The 19,040-nt window shown below is 47.2% G+C and carries 14 protein-coding genes, 4 tRNA genes and 1 rRNA gene; all 19 read right to left on the bottom strand.

The features are described from left to right. Positions 1-71: 71 nt before the first annotated feature. Positions 72-1,295, bottom strand: a complete 1,224-nt coding sequence (gene tuf, locus G517_RS0109405; RefSeq protein WP_028304198.1) for an elongation factor Tu — start codon at positions 1,293-1,295, stop codon at positions 72-74. A gap of 28 nt (positions 1,296-1,323) precedes the next feature. Further along, positions 1,324-3,432: an elongation factor G gene (gene fusA / locus G517_RS0109400; protein ID WP_028304197.1), complete on the bottom strand. Its 2,109-nt coding sequence runs from the start codon at positions 3,430-3,432 to the stop codon at positions 1,324-1,326. Between the two features lie 18 nt (positions 3,433-3,450). Further along, positions 3,451-3,921 carry a 30S ribosomal protein S7 gene (gene rpsG / locus G517_RS0109395; RefSeq protein WP_028304196.1) on the bottom strand — a complete coding sequence of 157 codons (471 nt, stop codon included), beginning with the start codon at positions 3,919-3,921 and terminating at the stop codon, positions 3,451-3,453. Between the two features lie 78 nt (positions 3,922-3,999). After that, entirely contained in the window at positions 4,000-4,374 is a 375-nt protein-coding gene (rpsL, locus tag G517_RS0109390; RefSeq protein ID WP_028304195.1) for a 30S ribosomal protein S12, read from the bottom strand. A 145-nt stretch (positions 4,375-4,519) separates the two neighbouring features. Continuing rightward, a complete protein-coding gene (gene rpoC, locus G517_RS0109385) occupies positions 4,520-8,719 on the bottom strand; it encodes a DNA-directed RNA polymerase subunit beta' (protein WP_028304194.1) in 4,200 nt (1,399 codons plus the stop codon). Between the two features lie 76 nt (positions 8,720-8,795). Then, positions 8,796-12,872, bottom strand: a complete 4,077-nt coding sequence (rpoB, locus tag G517_RS0109380; RefSeq protein ID WP_028304193.1) for a DNA-directed RNA polymerase subunit beta — start codon at positions 12,870-12,872, stop codon at positions 8,796-8,798. Positions 12,873-13,073: 201 nt separating this feature from the next. Continuing rightward, positions 13,074-13,442 (bottom strand): 50S ribosomal protein L7/L12, encoded by a 369-nt coding sequence (gene rplL / locus G517_RS0109375; RefSeq protein ID WP_028304192.1) that lies wholly within the window; start codon positions 13,440-13,442, stop codon positions 13,074-13,076. 79 nt (positions 13,443-13,521) lie between these two features. Next, positions 13,522-14,025, bottom strand: a complete 504-nt coding sequence (rplJ, locus tag G517_RS0109370) for a 50S ribosomal protein L10 (RefSeq protein WP_028304191.1) — start codon at positions 14,023-14,025, stop codon at positions 13,522-13,524. Between the two features lie 214 nt (positions 14,026-14,239). Next, positions 14,240-14,935, bottom strand: coding sequence for a 50S ribosomal protein L1 (rplA, locus tag G517_RS0109365; RefSeq protein ID WP_028304190.1), 696 nt, complete (start codon positions 14,933-14,935; stop codon positions 14,240-14,242). A 1-nt stretch (position 14,936) separates the two neighbouring features. Next, positions 14,937-15,368: a 50S ribosomal protein L11 gene (rplK, locus tag G517_RS0109360; protein WP_028304189.1), complete on the bottom strand. Its 432-nt coding sequence runs from the start codon at positions 15,366-15,368 to the stop codon at positions 14,937-14,939. A gap of 76 nt (positions 15,369-15,444) precedes the next feature. Beyond that, on the bottom strand, positions 15,445-15,978 hold the full coding sequence (gene nusG, locus G517_RS0109355; protein ID WP_028304188.1) for a transcription termination/antitermination protein NusG: 534 nt from the start codon (positions 15,976-15,978) through the stop codon (positions 15,445-15,447). A 13-nt stretch (positions 15,979-15,991) separates the two neighbouring features. Next, positions 15,992-16,387 carry a preprotein translocase subunit SecE gene (gene secE / locus G517_RS0109350; protein WP_036591050.1) on the bottom strand — a complete coding sequence of 132 codons (396 nt, stop codon included), beginning with the start codon at positions 16,385-16,387 and terminating at the stop codon, positions 15,992-15,994. A 57-nt stretch (positions 16,388-16,444) separates the two neighbouring features. Then, positions 16,445-16,520 (bottom strand) — tRNA-Trp (locus G517_RS0109345). Positions 16,521-16,648: 128 nt separating this feature from the next. Next, a tRNA-Thr gene (locus tag G517_RS0109340) sits at positions 16,649-16,724 on the bottom strand. Positions 16,725-16,726: 2 nt separating this feature from the next. Beyond that, positions 16,727-16,800, bottom strand: a tRNA-Gly gene (locus tag G517_RS0109335). Between the two features lie 8 nt (positions 16,801-16,808). Beyond that, positions 16,809-16,892: transfer RNA gene (locus G517_RS0109330), tRNA-Tyr, on the bottom strand. Between the two features lie 135 nt (positions 16,893-17,027). Then, positions 17,028-17,726 carry a type III pantothenate kinase gene (locus G517_RS20120; RefSeq protein WP_051206265.1) on the bottom strand — a complete coding sequence of 233 codons (699 nt, stop codon included), beginning with the start codon at positions 17,724-17,726 and terminating at the stop codon, positions 17,028-17,030. Then, a complete protein-coding gene (locus tag G517_RS0109320) occupies positions 17,710-18,666 on the bottom strand; it encodes a biotin--[acetyl-CoA-carboxylase] ligase (protein WP_028304186.1) in 957 nt (318 codons plus the stop codon). The genes G517_RS20120 and G517_RS0109320 overlap by 17 nt, the downstream gene beginning before the upstream one ends. A 151-nt stretch (positions 18,667-18,817) precedes the next feature. Beyond that, positions 18,818-18,933 (bottom strand): 5S ribosomal RNA (rrf, locus tag G517_RS0109315). Between the last annotated feature and the right edge of the window lie 107 nt (positions 18,934-19,040).

Raw genomic sequence — 19,040 nt, 5'->3', positions numbered from 1 at the left:
ATGTCAAGCATAGACGAAAAGGGATCGCCGAAATAACCGGGATCCCTTCTCAGCTCAATCAATACGTAATATTACGCAATGATTTTTGCAACAACACCAGCACCTACAGTACGGCCGCCTTCACGAATAGCGAAACGCAGACCTTCTTCCATAGCGATCGGAGCAATCAGCGTAGCACGCAGTTGCACGTTATCACCAGGCATAACCATTTCAACGCCTTCTGGAAGCTCACAAGCACCAGTTACGTCAGTAGTACGGAAGTAGAACTGTGGACGATAGCCTTTGAAGAAAGGAGTATGACGACCGCCTTCTTCTTTAGACAAGATGTACACTTCTGCTTCAAATTCAGTGTGAGGAGAGATAGAACCTGGCGCACAAAGAACTTGGCCACGCTCAACGTCATCACGCTTAGTACCACGTAGAAGCGCACCAATGTTCTCACCTGCACGACCTTCGTCAAGCAGCTTACGGAACATTTCAACACCAGTACAGGTAGTCTTAACAGTGTCTTTAATACCAACGATTTCAACTTCGCTACCAGTATTAACGATACCGCGCTCTACACGACCCGTTACAACAGTACCACGGCCAGAGATAGAGAATACGTCTTCGATTGGCATCAGGAACGCACCGTCAATAGCACGCTCTGGCTCAGGGATATAAGTATCCAGAGCTTCAACCAATTTCTTAACAGCAGTAGTACCCAGCTCGTCTGCGTCTTCACCGTTAAGAGCCATCAATGCAGAACCTGCAATGATTGGCGTGTCATCACCAGGGAAGTCGTAAGTAGATAGAAGATCACGGATCTCCATTTCTACTAGCTCTAGCATTTCTTCGTACTCTTCAGTACCAACACCGCCACAATCTTCTGCAAGAAGATCAGCTTTGTTCAGGAATACTACAACGTAAGGTACACCAACCTGACGAGACAGCAGGATGTGCTCACGAGTCTGAGGCATAGGGCCATCAGTCGCGCCACAAACTAGGATAGCACCATCCATCTGAGCAGCACCAGTGATCATGTTTTTAACATAATCGGCGTGTCCAGGGCAGTCTACGTGCGCGTAGTGACGGATAGTTGAATCATACTCAACGTGAGAAGTTGCGATAGTAATACCGCGCTCACGTTCTTCAGGAGCATTATCGATACCGTCAAATGCAACAGCAGTACCACCAAATACTTCTGCACAAACACGAGTCAGAGCAGCAGTAAGAGTTGTTTTACCGTGGTCAACGTGGCCGATAGTACCAACGTTTACGTGCGGTTTGGAACGTTCAAATTTTTCTTTAGACACAGCTAAAACCTCTTTTCATATTTAGCGGTTATTTATGATTAATAACTGCTTCAACAATGTTTGAAGGTGCTTCTGCATATTTATCAAACTCCATGCTGTAGCTGGCACGGCCTTGAGTTGCAGAGCGCAGGTCGGTTGCATAACCGAACATTTCACCTAGCGGTACCAGGGCACGGATGACTTTCCCCGAAACGGTATCATCCATACCTTGAACCAAACCACGACGACGGTTCAAGTCGCCCATCACATCACCCATGTACTCTTCAGGTGTCACCACCTCGACCTTCATTAGAGGCTCTAACAGTACTGGATCTGCTTTAGTACAACCTTGCCTGACAGCCATCGATGCCGCGATTCTGAACGCCATTTCATTGGAATCCACATCATGGTACGAGCCATCAAACAATGTAACCTTTACGTCGATCATTGGGTAACCGGCCAGAATGCCATTCTGCAGCTGCTCTGAGCAGCCCTTGTCTACAGCAGAAATGTATTCCTTGGGCACCACTCCACCTACAACTTCATTTTTGAATTCGTAGATTTTTTCTTCGTCTTCACCCTTGTCCGTCAAGGGCTCTATACGCAACCAAACGTGACCAAACTGACCGCGACCACCAGACTGACGTATAAACTTACCTTCCTGCTCAACGGATGAGCGAATGGTTTCGCGATACGCAACCTGCGGCTTGCCGATATTAGCCTCTACCTTGAACTCGCGACGCATACGATCAACGATAATATCAAGATGTAGCTCACCCATACCTGAGATAAGGGTTTGACCGGTTTCTTCGTCAGTTTTAACTCGGAATGACGGATCTTCTTGAGCAAGCTTACCTAGAGCAATTCCCATTTTTTCTTGATCCGCTTGAGATCTTGGCTCAACCGCAACAGAAATAACAGGCTCTGGGAACTCCATACGCTCAAGTATGATTTTGTCCTTCCCATCACATAAGGTGTCACCGGTAGTCACATCTTTCATGCCGATTAAGGCTGCGATATCACCCGCACGAACTTCTTTGATCTCTTCACGGTCGTTGGCGTGCATTTGAACCATGCGGCCCACACGCTCTTTCTTGCCTTTAACAGAGTTATAAACACTGTCACCAGTCTGCAAGACACCGGAATACACACGAACAAAGGTCAATGCGCCCACAAAGGGGTCGGTAGCAATTTTAAAAGCCAAAGCAGAAAAAGGCGCAGAATCATCTGCTTCACGCGCAACAACAGCATCACTGCCATCAAGCGTACCTTCAATTGCTTTAACCTCAGTTGGAGCCGGCAGGTATTCCACCACCGCATCCAACATCGCCTGAACGCCTTTGTTCTTAAATGCAGAACCACAAAGCGCCAGTACGATTTCGTTATTCAATACACGGGCACGAAGACCTGACTTAATCTCTTCGAGAGTCAGCTCTTCGCCTTCGAGATATTTGTCCATCAGCTGATCATTGGCTTCGGCAGCTGCCTCAACCATTTTTTCACGGTACTCTTCTGCTTGAGCCTGCAATTCAGCAGGAATCTCTTGCAGCTCATAAGTCATACCGTTATCGGCTTCATTCCAGTAGACAGCTTTCATGCGCATCAAATCGACAACGCCTGCAAACTCTTCTTCTTTGCCGATATTCAGCTGAATCGGAACGGCTGTTGCACTCAAGCGGCTTTCAATCTGGTCAACAACGCGCAGAAAATCTGCACCTGTTCGATCCATCTTGTTTACAAATACGATTCGGGGAACCTCATATTTGTTCGCTTGTCGCCATACCGTTTCAGACTGTGGCTCAACACCAGAGGAACCACAGAAAACCACCACAGCACCATCCAACACCCGCAGCGAGCGCTCAACTTCAATGGTGAAGTCTACGTGCCCTGGTGTGTCAATAATGTTAATTCTATGCTGATCAAACTGTTGATCCATACCTGACCAGAAACAGGTGGTAGCAGCAGAAGTAATGGTAATACCACGCTCCTGCTCTTGCTCCATCCAATCCATGGTCGCCGCGCCATCATGCACTTCACCAATCTTATGAGAAAGACCAGTGTAGAAAAGCACACGTTCTGTCGTGGTAGTTTTACCAGCATCAACGTGCGCGCAGATTCCGATGTTACGGTAGCGGTCAATTGGGGTCTTACGTGCCACGACATATCTCCCGTTTTACTAGAAGCGGTAGTGCGAGAACGCCTTGTTCGCTTCAGCCATGCGGTGAACGTCTTCACGTTTCTTAACTGCAGCGCCTTTACCTTCGGCTGCATCAAGAATTTCACCAGCAAGACGTAGATTCATGGATTTTTCACCACGACTACGTGCCGCATCAACCAACCAACGCATAGCTAGAGCCATACGACGGGAAGGACGCACTTCAACGGGTACTTGATATGTAGCACCACCCACACGGCGGGATTTTACTTCCACCAAAGGCTGGATTGACTCAAGTGCTTTTTCAAACATATCCAGCGGCTGCTCTTTGCTGCGCTCTTCAACTTTCTCAAGAGCACCGTAAACGATTTTTTCAGCAACAGACTTCTTACCGCTAACCATTACATGGTTCATAAACTTAGCCAGGCGCTCATTACCGAACTTAGGATCCGGAATAATATCACGCTTTGCGGCGACGCGACGTCTAGGCATTGATAAGCCCTCTTTAAGGTCTTCAGGTAAATCCAGAAATTACTCTGGCCTTACTCTTATCAGACAGAAATTAAATTATTATGACTTAGGACGTTTTGTTCCATATTTGGAACGGCCCTGTTTACGATCTTGTACGCCAGAAGTATCCAAGCTACCACGAACTGTGTGATAACGAACACCAGGCAAATCCTTCACACGACCACCACGGATTAGAACAACAGAGTGCTCCTGAAGGTTGTGACCTTCACCGCCGATGTATGAGGAAACTTCAAAACCGTTAGTCAAACGTACACGACATACCTTACGAAGAGCCGAGTTAGGCTTCTTAGGGGTAGTTGTGTATACACGAGTACATACACCGCGCTTTTGCGGGCAGCTTTGAAGGGCAGGAACGTCGCTCTTCTCAACTTTACGCTTACGAGGTTTGCGTACCAACTGATTGATGGTTGCCATGCAAGCAGACTCCACGTTGTACACAAAAAAAGACAGTGGCTAAACCACCGCCATACTAATTAAGGAGGCGCATTGTATGTTGCCTCCCGCAGACAGTCAAGACCGGACATCGTCCGGTCTTCACTCACTTTACAACAAAAGAGTTTTATTCTTCGCTGTTAAGCATTTCGCTCAATGCTGCTTCAACTTCACTAGCCGTAGGGCCAGCTTGCGCTGCTTCAACATCTTGACGTTTCTTCTTGCGGTTTTTGTGGTAAGTCAAACCCGTACCAGCCGGTATTAGACGACCCACAACCACGTTTTCTTTCAGGCCACGTAGCTGATCTCGCTTACCTGTTACGGCAGCCTCAGTCAGCACTCGCGTAGTTTCCTGGAAAGATGCAGCAGAGATAAAGGACTCAGTTGCCAGAGACGCTTTAGTAATACCCTGTAGCACACGATCATATTTAGCAGGGAATTTATCAGCCTTGCTAAGGATTTCGTTTTCTTCCAGTACCTGAGAAACTTCTACCTGATCACCATGAATAAAGCTTGAATCACCTGTTTCAGTAATTTCAGCTTTACGTAGCATCTGACGAGCAATCACCTCAATGTGCTTATCGTTAATGCCTACACCTTGTAGACGATAAACTTCTTGCACTTCGCTAGTGATATATTCAGCCAATCGGCTAACACCCAGAAGACGCAGAATATCGTGCGGGTTAGATGGACCATCAGAGATCACCTCACCACGCTCAACCTTCTCACCTTCAAACACGTTCATCACGCGCCATTTAGGGATCAGTACTTCATAGGTATCACCATTTTCAGGAGTAATCTGAATACGACGCTTACCTTTTGTTTCTTTACCGAAGGTTACGACACCAGAGATTTCAGCAAGCAAAGCTGGCTCTTTAGGGCGACGAGCTTCGAATAGGTCGGCCACTCGTGGCAAACCACCGGTAATATCTTTGTTACCGCTAGATTCCTGTGGAATACGGGCGATAATCTCACCAACACCGACTTCTTTACCATCTTCGACGGTAATAACTGCATTACCAGGAAGCAGGTACTGTACAGGTGTCTGTGAGTTAGGCATAGACAGTTCGTTGCCAGCTTCATCCAACAGCATGATCATAGGACGCATGTCCTTGCCTGCTGCAGGTCGGGCCGAGGCATCCATCACTTCGATGTGAGACAGGCCTGTCAGCTCATCCTGTGTACGGGTGATGCTGATGCCGTCTTCCATACCGTTAAAGCGAGTACGACCGCCCATTTCAACAACGATTGGGTGAGTGTGCGGATCCCATTTAGCAAGAATCTGACCTGATTCAACCATATCGCCTTCACGGACACTGATCTCAGCACCGTATGGCAGTTTGTAGTACTCACGCTCACGACCAGTCTCATCAGCCACGGCCAGTGCACCAGAGCGAGATACAGCAACTAACTTACCATCTTTACGTTCCACTACTTTGATATTGTGGAAGCGTACTTTACCGCCATGTTTAACTTGTACGTTATCAATAGCCGATGCACGAGATGCCGCACCACCAATGTGGAACGTACGCATCGTCAGCTGAGTACCGGGTTCACCGATCGACTGAGCCGCGATAACACCAACCGCTTCGCCAACGTTAACGATGTGGCCACGGGCAAGGTCACGACCATAACAGCTTGAGCAAACACCGTAACGCGTATCGCAGGAGATCGCAGAGCGCACAATGATCTCATCAATACCCATGGTATCCAGTGAATCACACCAAGCTTCATCAAGCAGCGTACCGGCAGCAATTAGAATTTCGCCAGTATCATGCTTAACAACATCTTGCGCAACAACACGACCCAGTACACGATGGCCCAGAGGTACTACAATGTCACCACCCTCAATGAGAGGCGTCATCGTTAGACCATTTTGAGTGCCACAGTCACGCTCAGTAACAACCAAATCTTGCGCAACATCAACAAGACGACGGGTTAGGTAACCCGAGTTCGCTGTTTTTAGTGCAGTATCCGCCAAACCTTTACGAGCACCGTGAGTAGAGATGAAGTACTGAAGTACGTTCAAACCTTCACGGAAGTTCGCCACAATTGGCGTTTCGATGATCGAGCCATCCGGCTTAGCCATCAGACCACGCATACCCGCCAACTGACGAATCTGAGCAGCACTACCCCGAGCACCAGAATCAGCCATGATAAAGACGGAGTTAAAAGAGTCTTGCTCTTCTTCTACGCCATCACGGTTGATTACTGTTTCTTTTGAGATACCTTCCATCATTGCCTTAGCAACTTTATCGTTTGCCTTAGACCAGATATCGATAACTTTGTTGTACTTCTCACCCTGGGTTACCAGACCGGAAGAGAACTGCTGTTCAATTTCTTTTACTTCTGCTTCTGAGGCTGCAACGATCGCAGCTTTTGCATCAGGGATAACGAAATCGTTAACACCAATTGATGCGCCAGAAAGCGTGGCTTGACGGAAGCCCGTGTACATCAGCTGATCTGCAAAGATAACCGTATCTTTCAGACCTACGCGACGGTACGAGTTGTTGATCAAGCGTGAAATTGCTTTTTTGGTCATTGGCTGATTAACCAGCTCAAACGGAAGACCTTTTGGCAACACGCGATATAACATACTGCGACCAACCGTGGTGTCTTGGATAGAGCTACGTTGCTCCATCACACCATCTTCGCTTAGCACATTTTCAATAACACGAATTTTTACGCGGGCTTGAAGATTAACGTGGCCAGCACCTAATGCACGCTCCGCTTCATCAACGCCGCTGAAGATCATGCCTTCACCTTTCGCGTTAATGCGGTCACGAGTCATATAGTACAGACCCAACACAACATCTTGAGACGGTACGATGATTGGTTCACCGTTCGCTGGAGACAGTACGTTGTTGGTCGACATCATCAAAGCGCGAGCTTCAAGCTGTGCTTCGGTGGTCAGCGGCAAGTGAACAGCAATCTGATCACCATCGAAGTCGGCGTTATACGCCGCACAAACCAGCGGATGCAGCTGGATCGCTTTACCTTCAATCAGTAAAGGCTCAAATGCTTGAATACCTAAACGGTGCAATGTTGGTGCACGGTTAAGCATTACTGGGTGCTCACGAATAACCTCAGCAAGGATATCCCATACTTCTGGCAGTTCGCGCTCAACCATCTTCTTCGCCGCTTTGATGGTTGTCGCCATACCTTTAGCTTCTAAACGAGCAAAGATAAACGGCTTAAATAGCTCAAGCGCCATTTTCTTCGGCAGACCACACTGGTGCAGTTTCAACTGTGGACCTACGGTAATTACCGAACGACCCGAGTAGTCAACCCGCTTACCCAGAAGGTTCTGACGGAAACGACCCTGCTTACCTTTGATCATGTCAGCCAAAGATTTCAGAGGACGCTTGTTAGAGCCCGTAATCGCACGGCCACGACGACCGTTATCCAACAGGGCGTCAACAGACTCCTGCAGCATACGTTTTTCGTTGCGTACGATGATGTCCGGAGCGTTCAGGTCAAGCAGGCGCTTCAGACGGTTGTTACGGTTGATCACCCGGCGGTACAGATCGTTCAGGTCTGATGTCGCGAAACGACCACCATCCAGAGGTACCAGAGGACGCAGACCCGGTGGCAGTACCGGCAGCACCTCCATGATCATCCATTCAGGCTTGTTGCCTGACTTGAAGAAGGCTTCCAGCAATTTAAGACGCTTAGACAGCTTCTTGATCTTGGTTTCACTGTTGGTCTGTGGAATCTCTTCACGCAGATGATTGATCTCGTCTTCGAGTTCAATATCCTTCATCAGACCCTGAATCGCTTCAGCACCCATGCGGGCGTCAAAGTCGTCACCGAACTCTTCCAGCGCTTCGTAGTACTGCTCATCGTTCAGCAGCTGGCCACGCTCAAGTGTGGTCATACCCGGATCGATCACTACGAAAGACTCAAAGTATAGAACACGCTCGATATCGCGCAGAGTCATGTCAAGCAACAGACCGATACGTGACGGCAGAGATTTCAGGAACCAAATGTGTGCAACAGGTGACGCCAGTTCAATGTGACCCATACGATCACGGCGTACTTTAGCCTGAGTAACCTCTACACCACATTTTTCACAAATAATACCACGGTGCTTCATGCGCTTATATTTACCGCACAGGCACTCGTAGTCTTTTACCGGACCAAAGATTTTGGCACAGAACAGACCATCACGTTCTGGCTTAAAGGTACGATAGTTGATTGTCTCTGGCTTTTTAACTTCGCCAAAGGACCAAGCGCGGATCATGTCTGGCGATGCCAGCGTGATCTTAATCGAATCGAATTCGTCGCTTTGTCCCTGTGCTTTCAGCACATTAACTAGATCTTTCATCGGCCACTGCTCCAAATGGAGTTACTGATGCGGGCCGTAGCCCGCAACGGAATTCATCTGTTAAAACCTATAGAGCTCACTGGCTTTCAAGGTCAATGTCGATACCCAGAGAACGGATTTCCTTCACCAGTACGTTGAAGGATTCTGGCATACCCGGTTCCATGCGGTGATCGCCATCTACGATGTTTTTATACATCTTAGTACGACCGTTCACATCATCCGACTTAACAGTCAGCATCTCCTGAAGGGTATAAGCCGCGCCGTATGCTTCCAGTGCCCACACTTCCATCTCACCGAAACGCTGACCACCAAACTGAGCTTTACCGCCCAATGGCTGCTGCGTTACAAGGCTGTATGAACCTGTAGAACGGGCATGCATCTTATCATCGACCAAGTGGTTCAGTTTCAGCATGTACATGTAACCAACGGTCACAGGACGGTCAAACTGTTCACCGGTACGGCCATCACGCAACCATACCTGACCACTATCAGGGATATCAGCAAGGCGTAGAAGCGCTTTAATCTCTGGCTCAGGAGCACCATCGAATACAGGCGTTGCAATAGGAACACCTTTACGCAGGTTCTGTGCCAGTGAAATCACTTCTTCGTCAGTAAGGCTATCAATATCTTCTTTATGACTACCCACTTGGTTATAAACCTTATCCAAGAAATCACGGATTTCTTGAACTTGGTTATCACGCTGCTCTAGCAACATTTCATTGATCTTGTCGCCAAGACCTTTTGCTGCCATGCCCAAGTGTGTTTCCAGAATCTGACCTACGTTCATACGCGATGGTACGCCCAGAGGGTTCAGAACGATATCAACCGGCTCGCCTTTCGCATCGTACGGCATATCTTCAATCGGCATAATCGCTGAGATTACACCTTTGTTACCGTGACGACCCGCCATTTTATCACCCGGCTGGATCCGGCGTTTAATAGCAACGTAAACCTTAACAATCTTAAGAACACCCGGAGCCAGGTCATCACCTTGCTGCAGTTTCTTCTTCTTGTCTTCAAACTTCTCATCCATCTCTTTACGACGTTGCTGCAGCTGTTCATCAGCCTGTAGCAGTACTTCGTTTAGAGCATCATCGGATAGAGTGATTTTGAACCATTCTTTACGTGGCAGCTCTGCCAAGTAGTCGCTCGTCAGGCTATCGCCTTTCACTAGCTTAGGACCACTCAGTACATCTTGACCTTCAATCTGACGACCAAGACGTTCGAACGTTGCTTCTTCTGCGATACGGTATTCTTCTTGAAGATCTTTACGAACTTCATCTAACTGTGACTGCTCAATAGCGCGGGCACGAGTATCTTTCTCAACACCGTCACGGGTAAAGACCTGTACGTCAATAACCGTACCTTTCACACCAGTAGCAACACGCAGAGAGGTATCTTTAACATCAGAAGCTTTTTCACCGAAGATCGCACGCAGTAGCTTCTCTTCAGGCGTCAGCTGGGTTTCACCTTTAGGTGTCACCTTACCCACTAGAATATCGCCAGCACCTACTTCTGCACCGATGTAAACAATACCGGACTCGTCCAGCTTGCCTAGTGCGCTTTCACCCACATTCGGAATATCAGAGGTAATCTCTTCAGGGCCTAACTTGGTATCACGGGATACACAGGTTAGCTCTTGAATATGGATCGTGGTGAAACGATCTTCTTGTACAACTCGTTCGGAAACCAAAATGGAATCCTCGAAGTTGTAACCGTTCCAAGGCATAAAGGCGATACGCATGTTCTGACCAAGAGCCAGATCACCTAAGTCAACAGAAGGGCCATCCGCTAGGATATCGCCTTTTGCAACAACATCACCAGAGCGCACAATGGCACGCTGATTAATACAGGTGTTCTGGTTAGAACGGGTGTACTTAGTCAGGTTGTAAATATCTACACCTGCTTCACCCACTTCTGTTTCTTCGTCATTAACACGAATAACAACACGGCTTGCATCAACAGAGTCAATGACACCGCCACGGGTCGCTATCGCACAAACACCAGAGTCACGAGCAACGAAGCGCTCCATACCCGTACCCACTAGCGGCTTGTCAGCACGCAGTGTTGGTACAGCCTGACGTTGCATGTTCGAACCCATCAAGGCTCGGTTAGCATCATCGTGCTCTAGGAACGGAATCAAAGCCGCGGCAACGGACACAACCTGACGAGGAGATACATCCATCAGTGTTACTTGGCTAGGCGTCATAAAGGTTGTTTCACCCTTATTACGTACCTGAACCAGCTCATCAACCAGCATGCCATCTTTAATCGTTGCGGAAGCCTGAGCGATAACGTACTGACTTTCTTCAATCGCAGATAGATAAACCAACTCGTCGGTTACTTGGCCGTCATTAACTTTACGGTAAGGTGTTTCAAGGAAACCGTAATCGTTAGTGCGCGCATAAGTCGCCAATGAGTTAATCAGACCAATGTTTGGCCCTTCAGGTGTCTCAATAGGGCAAACACGACCGTAATGCGTTGGGTGTACGTCACGTACTTCAAAGCCCGCACGTTCACGGGTTAAACCACCAGGGCCTAACGCAGAAACACGACGCTTGTGAGTCACCTCAGATAGCGGGTTATTCTGATCCATAAACTGAGATAACTGCGAAGAACCAAAGAATTCTTTGATTGCAGCAGCAACGGGCTTGGCATTGATCAGGTCTTGAGGCATCAGACCTTCGCTTTCTGCAAGAGACAAACGCTCTTTAACAGCACGCTCAACACGAACCAGACCTACACGGAACTGGTTTTCAGCCATTTCACCAACAGAACGAATACGACGGTTACCAAGGTGATCGATATCATCAACTTCACCTTTACCGTTACGAATATTGATCAACTCGCGCAGTACGTCGATAATATCTTCGTGGCTTAGAACGCCGGATCCGGTATCACCTTCACGATTAATACGACGGTTGAACTTCATGCGGCCAACCGCAGAAAGATCGTAACGGTCTTCACTAAAGAACAGGTTCTCGAATAGAGACTCTGCTGATTCTTTAGTTGGCGGCTCACCAGGACGCATCATCCGGTAGATTTCTACCAATGCTTCCAGTTGATTGCGCGTACTATCAATGCGAAGCGTGTCCGAAATAAACGGGCCACAATCTAAGTCATTGGTGTAAAGCGTTTCAATAACTTTACAACCGGCAGCGGCTAAATTCTCAAGGATTTCAGCATTAATCTCTGAGTTACACTCACAGATCAGCTCACCGGTCTTCTCATTGACCATATCTTTGGCAAGAACACGGCCAAACAGATAATCAAGAGGAACTTTAAGCTTATCAATACCCGCCTTTTCAATCTGACGGATATGTCGCGGCGTGATACGGCGATCTTTTTCAACGATGACATTGCCATCGTTATCGCAAATATCAAAAGATGCCGTTTCACCACGTAGACGCGAAGGAACTAGTTCCATGCGCAAGCCATCACGCTCAAAATAAAACTTGTTAGTGTCAAAGAACATACCCAGCATCTGTTCAGATGTGTAGTTCAGTGCACGAAGCAGTACAGAGGCAGGCAGCTTACGTCGACGGTCAATACGGACGAAAACGCTATCTTTAGGGTCGAACTCAAAGTCCAACCAAGAACCACGATAAGGAATCACACGTGCTGAATACAGCAACTTGCCTGAAGAGTGTGTCTTACCTTTATCATGATCAAAGAATACACCAGGAGAACGGTGAAGCTGGGATACGATAACACGCTCAGTACCGTTAATAACAAAGGTACCGTTCCCAGTCATCAGAGGCATCTCGCCCATGTAGACTTCTTGTTCTTTAATATCCTTGATTGCCTTATTTGATGACTCACGGTCATAAATCACAAGGCGAACTTTTACGCGCAGAGGAGCCGCGTAGGTAATACCACGCAACTGGCACTCTTTTACATCAAAAACCGGGCTGCCTAGACGATAGCTAACATATTCCAGAGATGCGTTACCGGAATAGCTCTCGATAGGGAATACCGATTTAAACGCAGCGTGAAGGCCTAGATCCTCCCGCTGTTCTATAGTTTTATCTTCTTGCAGGAAGGATCGATAGGAGTCCAGCTGGATGGCCAGCAAATACGGCACATCCATGACTTGGGGTAGTTTACCGAAATCCTTGCGGATACGTTTTTTCTCAGTATATGAGTAAGCCATCAGTATTCCCCAGCTTGTTCATCTGATCTCAGGCTTCGGCACGATCTAATCTAACGATTGCAGCCGATAAGTCTTCACACCGCCGAAAAGGCAGTTACGTGTTTTAAAGCAGTCAAGGATATTATGAACAGAAAAAGGCCGGTGGCGAATCGCCACCAGCCCACTGCAATTTCAGCAGCGTCTGCTGTAACGCAAAGCTAATTACTTAAGCTCTGCGCTTGCACCAGCTTCTTCCAGCTGTGCTTTTGCAGCTTCAGCGTCATCCTTAGAAACGCCTTCTTTAACTGAAGCTGGAGCACCGTCAACCATTGCTTTAGCTTCTTTCAAGCCAAGACCAGTGATTGCACGAACTGCTTTAATTACGTTTACTTTCTTATCGCCAACAGCGGTAAGAACAACGTCAAATTCAGTTTGCTCAACGGCAGCAGCTTCGCCACCAGCAGCAGCACCAACTGCAACAGCAGCAGCAGATACACCGAATTTTTCTTCCATTGCTTCAATCAGTTCAACAACATCCATAACGGACATTTCTGCAACTGCATTGATGATATCTTCTTTAGTCAGAGCCATTATCTTAGCTTCCCAACGTTGTAGAGCAATTGTCGCTCGTTAAAACCAAAATTCTTTATCGATAGAAAGAGAAACGCTATTAAGCGGCTTCTGCTTCCTTCTGATCGCGAATAGCTGCCAGAGTGCGAGCCAGCTTGCCTGCAGATGCTTCTTTCATAGTCATCATCAAGCTTGCAATAGCTTCGTCGTATGTTGGCAGTTTTGCCAAACGGTCAATATCTGCCGCTGCGATCAACTCTCCTTCGTACGCCAGAGCTTTTACTTCGAACGCTTCTTCTTCTTTTGCAAAATCTTTAAGAAGACGCGCTGCCGCACCAGGATGCTCCATAGAGAAAGCAATCAGAGTAGGGCCTACGAAGCTTTCTTTCAGGCACTCAAAAGAGGTACCTTCAACAGCTAGGCGAGCTAACGTGTTACGAACAACACGTAGCTGAACACCGGCTTCACGAGCACTTTTACGTAGAGCAGTCATTGCACCTACAGTAACGCCACGTGAGTCGGCAACTACAACAGAAAGAGCAGAACTGGCAGCTTCGTTGACTTCAGCAACAATTGCTTTTTTGTCTTCGAGACGTAGTGCCACTTTATTTGCTCCTAAGCTATGAAGGCTTTCGCCTTCTTCTTACCACCACCCCTTTTCAGGGAAGTAACGATGGTTCGGCACCAGAAATTCTGGCGGGCCATTCCATCTGCGCAGGACCGAGAACAAAAGTCTGAGATTAAGCCTAAGCTCCTGCGGTCTTTGACGAAACTCTCAGCAATGTTCACTAAGAGCCCCGCAAAGTTTATTTTCTGTCTTAAGCGTCTAGATCAGACAGGTCGATTAATAGACCTGGACCCATTGTTGAAGACAGAGTAATTTTCTTCAGGTAAATACCTTTAGAAGCAGATGGTTTTAGCTTCTTCAGATCAGCAACAAGTGCTTCAAGGTTACCTTTGATAGCATCAGCAGAGAAATCTACTTTACCAATACCAGCATGAATAATACCGTTCTTGTCTGTACGGTAGCGAACCTGGCCAGCTTTTGCATTTTTAACAGCAGTAGCAACATCAGGAGTTACAGTACCAACTTTCGGGTTAGGCATTAGACCACGGGGGCCTAAAAGCTGACCTAATTGACCAACAACGCGCATTGCATCAGGAGATGCGATAACAACGTCATAGTTCAGGTCACCGCCTTTCATTTGAGCCGCTAGCTCGTCCATACCCACAACGTCTGCACCAGCTTCTTTAGCGGCGTCAACATTTGCGCCCTGTGTAAACACAGCAACACGAACATCTTTACCAGTACCGTTAGGCATAACAGTTGCGCTACGTACAACTTGGTCAGATTTACGAGGATCTACACCTAGGTTAACAGCAACTTCTACAGACTCTTTGAACTTAACAGTAGATAGTTCAGATAGTAGTGCAACAGCATCTGCTACTGAGTATGCTTTTTCAGCTTCTACTTTTTCACGAATCAGTTTTGCGCGCTTAGTTAGCTTAGCCATCTTACAGACCCTCCACGTTCAGACCCATACTACGGGCAGTACCAGCGATTGTACGAACTGCAGCATCCATATCAGATGCAGTCAGATCAGGCTGTTTAGTGGTTGCGATCTCTTCAAGCTGTGCACGCGTCACAGAACCCACTTTTACAGTGTTCGGACGTGCGCTACCGCTTTTCAGGCCAGCTGCTTTCAAAAGCAGAACTGCCGCTGGAGGCGTCTTAGTTACAAAAGTAAAGCTACGATCAGCATAAACAGTAATAACAACAGGAATCGGCAGACCCGCTTCAACATCTTGTGTTGCAGCATTGAATGCTTTACAGAATTCCATGATATTCACACCGTGTTGACCCAGAGCAGGACCAACTGGTGGACTTGGATTCGCTTTACCAGCAGCTACTTGTAGCTTGATATAGGCTTGTACTTTCTTAGCCATGATTCTCTCCTATTTGGGTATAACGCCTTACGGCTTCCCGTTAAAGTGCCTTGCACCTGAAAAAATTCTTTAAAGCTTAGTCTTTCTCTACCTGTCCAAACTCTAGCTCAACAGGGGTAGAGCGACCGAAGATAAGCACAGAAACCTGCAGCCTACTCTTCTCATAATTCACTTCTTCAACAACACCGTTAAAGTCCGCAAAAGGACCATCTGTGACACGAACCACTTCACCGGGTTCAAATAATGTCTTCGGACGCGGTTTGTCGGTACGGTCAGCCACACGCTGTAAAATAGCATCTGCTTCACGTTCAGTAATCGCAGCAGGTTTTTCTGCTGTGCCACCGATAAAGCCAAGTACACGAGGGGTTTCTTTTACTAAATGCCATGCAGAATCATTCATTTCCATCTGCACTAACACGTACCCTGGATAAAACTTACGCTCGCTCTTGCGCTTTTTGCCGTCACGCATTTCAACGACTTCCTCTGTTGGCACAAGAATCTCGCCAAACAGGTCTTCAACACCACGAAGCTTTACACGCTCTTGAAGCGAGCGCATCACATGCTTCTCATAACCCGAATAGGCATGTACAACATACCAACGCTTCGACATGTCTATTCCTCGATTAATTCACGATTAATGAAATCAGCCAACCCAGTAGAGTATCAATACCCCAGAGAACCAATCCCATAAATAAAACAGCAGCCAAAACAATCAAGGTCGTTTGTGTCGTCTCTTGTCTTGATGGCCAAACAACTTTACGTATCTCTGCACGCGACTCAGCCGCCTTAACTAAGAAGCGACTGCCTTTCTCTGTCTTCAGAGCAATAAATCCAGCTATAGCGGCCATAACAATAATTGCAAGGGCACGGTATAACGGCGAGTACTCGTTATAGTAGAGATTTCCCGCCACAGCAGCAGAGACAAGCAGAATAACCAAAACCCATTTAACTGCATCATTTGATGACTTGGCTTTAGCCGCATCATTTGATAGCTGGGCTTCTTCTGCATTGCTTTTCATTATGAACTCCTTAGATTTCGGCGATTGCCGAGAAGGATATACCAGACGGGGAGATACTGGCAGGCCAGGAGGGACTCGAACCCCCAACAGCCGGTTTTGGAAACCGGTGCTCTACCAATTGAACTACTGGCCTAACACTTGCTCGCTGAGCCTAAAAAACAGCCCGAGCATTCTACTCTTGAGCTTATTGACTTGCAAGCCAAAAAAGCTAAAAGCTACACAGAAAAAAACAGACGGATAAACCGTCTGCTTTTAAAATACTGGAGCTCATGACCGGAATTGAACCGGTGACCTCTTCCTTACCAAGGAAGTGCTCTACCGACTGAGCTACATGAGCCCTGGAGCGGGCAGCGGGAATCGAACCCGCATCATCAGCTTGGAAGGCTGAGGTTCTACCACTAAACTATGCCCGCAAGAAAAATGGTGGAGGGGGAAGGATTCGAACCTTCGAAGGCGAACCGGCAGATTTACAGTCTGCTCCCTTTGGCCACTCGGGAACCCCTCCGAGCTTATCAACTTAACTGGCTAATAAAAATATAAGCACTACAAGTTGCTAGCTTGTGCCTCTTGCGGCAACGGGGCGTACTATACCAACCTGAATATTGCTTGGCAAATCTTTTTTTAAACTTTCTTTGTTTTTTTACTCAAAGGCATATCGCAAACCACGTAATACAAGAGCTTCATCAACAGATATATCAGCTTCAAATCCATGATAATCTAACCTTGAACTATCGCCACCAGTAACCACTAGTGAATGACAAGCTGGCTCAGCCTGTAGCAAGTCTTTCAAGAAACCACGTACAAGCCGATTAATACCATGATCAACACAAGCCTCGGTCACACTCCCAGGATCAACACCTTTGCCATTTGAGCCAAAGCCAACACAGGCAGTATTATTCCCAAGACTTTGTTTCATAAGCGAAAATCCCGGAATAATGTAACCACCTAAATGTACGCCCTCACTAGAAACATAATCTGCTGTAATGGCCGTTCCCAAATCAACTACACAGGTCGGTGTCTTTTTCTCACACCAAACAGCAAGCATAGCCAACCAACGATCAACACCCAACCTTTCTACTTCATTATAAGCAACGGTCAAATTATGGTGCTGTTTAATGACTTTAGCTTGCCTTACGTTTACAGCAATCTCAGATTTCCAATGATCAATCTCATCGTGACGAGAAACCGTCGCTACACGTATTTCCGAGAAGCCACCCAGAGGTAGCTCTGACAGCCTCGAGACCACCATTATCGTTGAAAGCCTCTGTCCATCATCAATGGCATATTTAACCCGTGTATTACCGACATCCACCAATAGGATTTTATTGGGCTCTAACACTCACTTCTCCACCAGAAAACAGCCGTTCACTACCATCGCTCAGCTCTATCTTTAGGTTACCACTCCCGTCAATACCCCGAGCAATACCTTCTATTTGCTGCGCACCTAAATGCAATGTGACTTTTTTATTACGTAAGAAATCATACTCAGGCCATTCCGCTATCTCTGCTTCAATAAGACCATTTACGATTCGATCCAGACGCTGCTGAATCTGCAAAATAACACCAGCCGCAATATATTCACGTCGCGTCTCACAAAAAAGATCAACCGCACTGTAAGGCTGCTGCACCTGGTCTTCACTTAGGCTTCCATGGGTAAAATTCACGCCTATCCCAATAACAACATTGCAATGGCTAGATAAGTCGCCATCCACCTCAATCAAAATGCCTGCTATTTTTTTACCTTGGACATAAACATCATTTGGCCACTTAACTTTCACATCAGGTAAACCTGCATCTTGTAAGGCAGCCGCTAAAATAATACCAACATGCAGGCTCAATGTTTCAAGAGAGGAGGCACCAACGGGTAGGGATGCAGCACAGGAAAGATATAGGTTAGCGCCATAGGGACTAATCCACTGCTTCCCTCTGCGTCCACGGCCTGCGGTCTGCTGCTCAGCAAGAACAACTGAAAAGCTTTCAGGCCACGGAAGAGCCTTATCTTTAACCCGTAGCTGTGCATCTGTGTTTGTGCTCTCAGTAATAGAGCGGATGGATATATCAAAAGGCAGATCTTCTAGGCCGTCATCGGTCAATGGCTTAAAACTGTAGGGTAAGCGATAGCCTTTGCTTTGCTCTCTCTGGATCTGCAGCCCCATGCCTTCAAGCTTCTGCAGTCGTTTCCAAACCGCCGCACGGCTAACGCCAAGTAATGCAGCAGCATCAACACCACTATGCCACTCGCCATCAGAAAACATGTTAATCAAAGCTGTATTATCCACAACATCTCCTAGCTAGCCATTCATAAATGACCACTATAACGGATTTGAAGGTTTGGCATATAGCCCTACTTAAACAGACCTAACATCAGGCCGACCTAAATCCCAGGCATAAAAAAAGCCCGTCTCGAAGAGACGGGCTTTTAGAATAAGCGCTTGACGATGTCCTACTCTCACATGGGGAGACCCCACACTACCATCGGCGCTGAGCAGTTTCACTTCTGAGTTCGGAAAGGAGTCAGGTGGTTCCTACACGCTATTGTCGTCAAGCAAAAAAGTTGTAGATCGATGCCAATCGAGAACTTAAATTCTGTATTGCGTCTTTATTGATTCAGTCTTTGTAATCGAGCGTATCCGATTATCGTTCGTTCTTTCAG

Origin of the sequence: Oceanospirillum maris DSM 6286 (assembly GCF_000422865.1) — a bacterium.
GTDB classification, from domain to species: domain Bacteria; phylum Pseudomonadota; class Gammaproteobacteria; order Pseudomonadales; family Halomonadaceae; genus Oceanospirillum; species Oceanospirillum maris.
The sequence above is the reverse complement of the archived record's forward strand: the minus strand, read 5'-3'. Positions and strand labels throughout refer to the sequence as shown.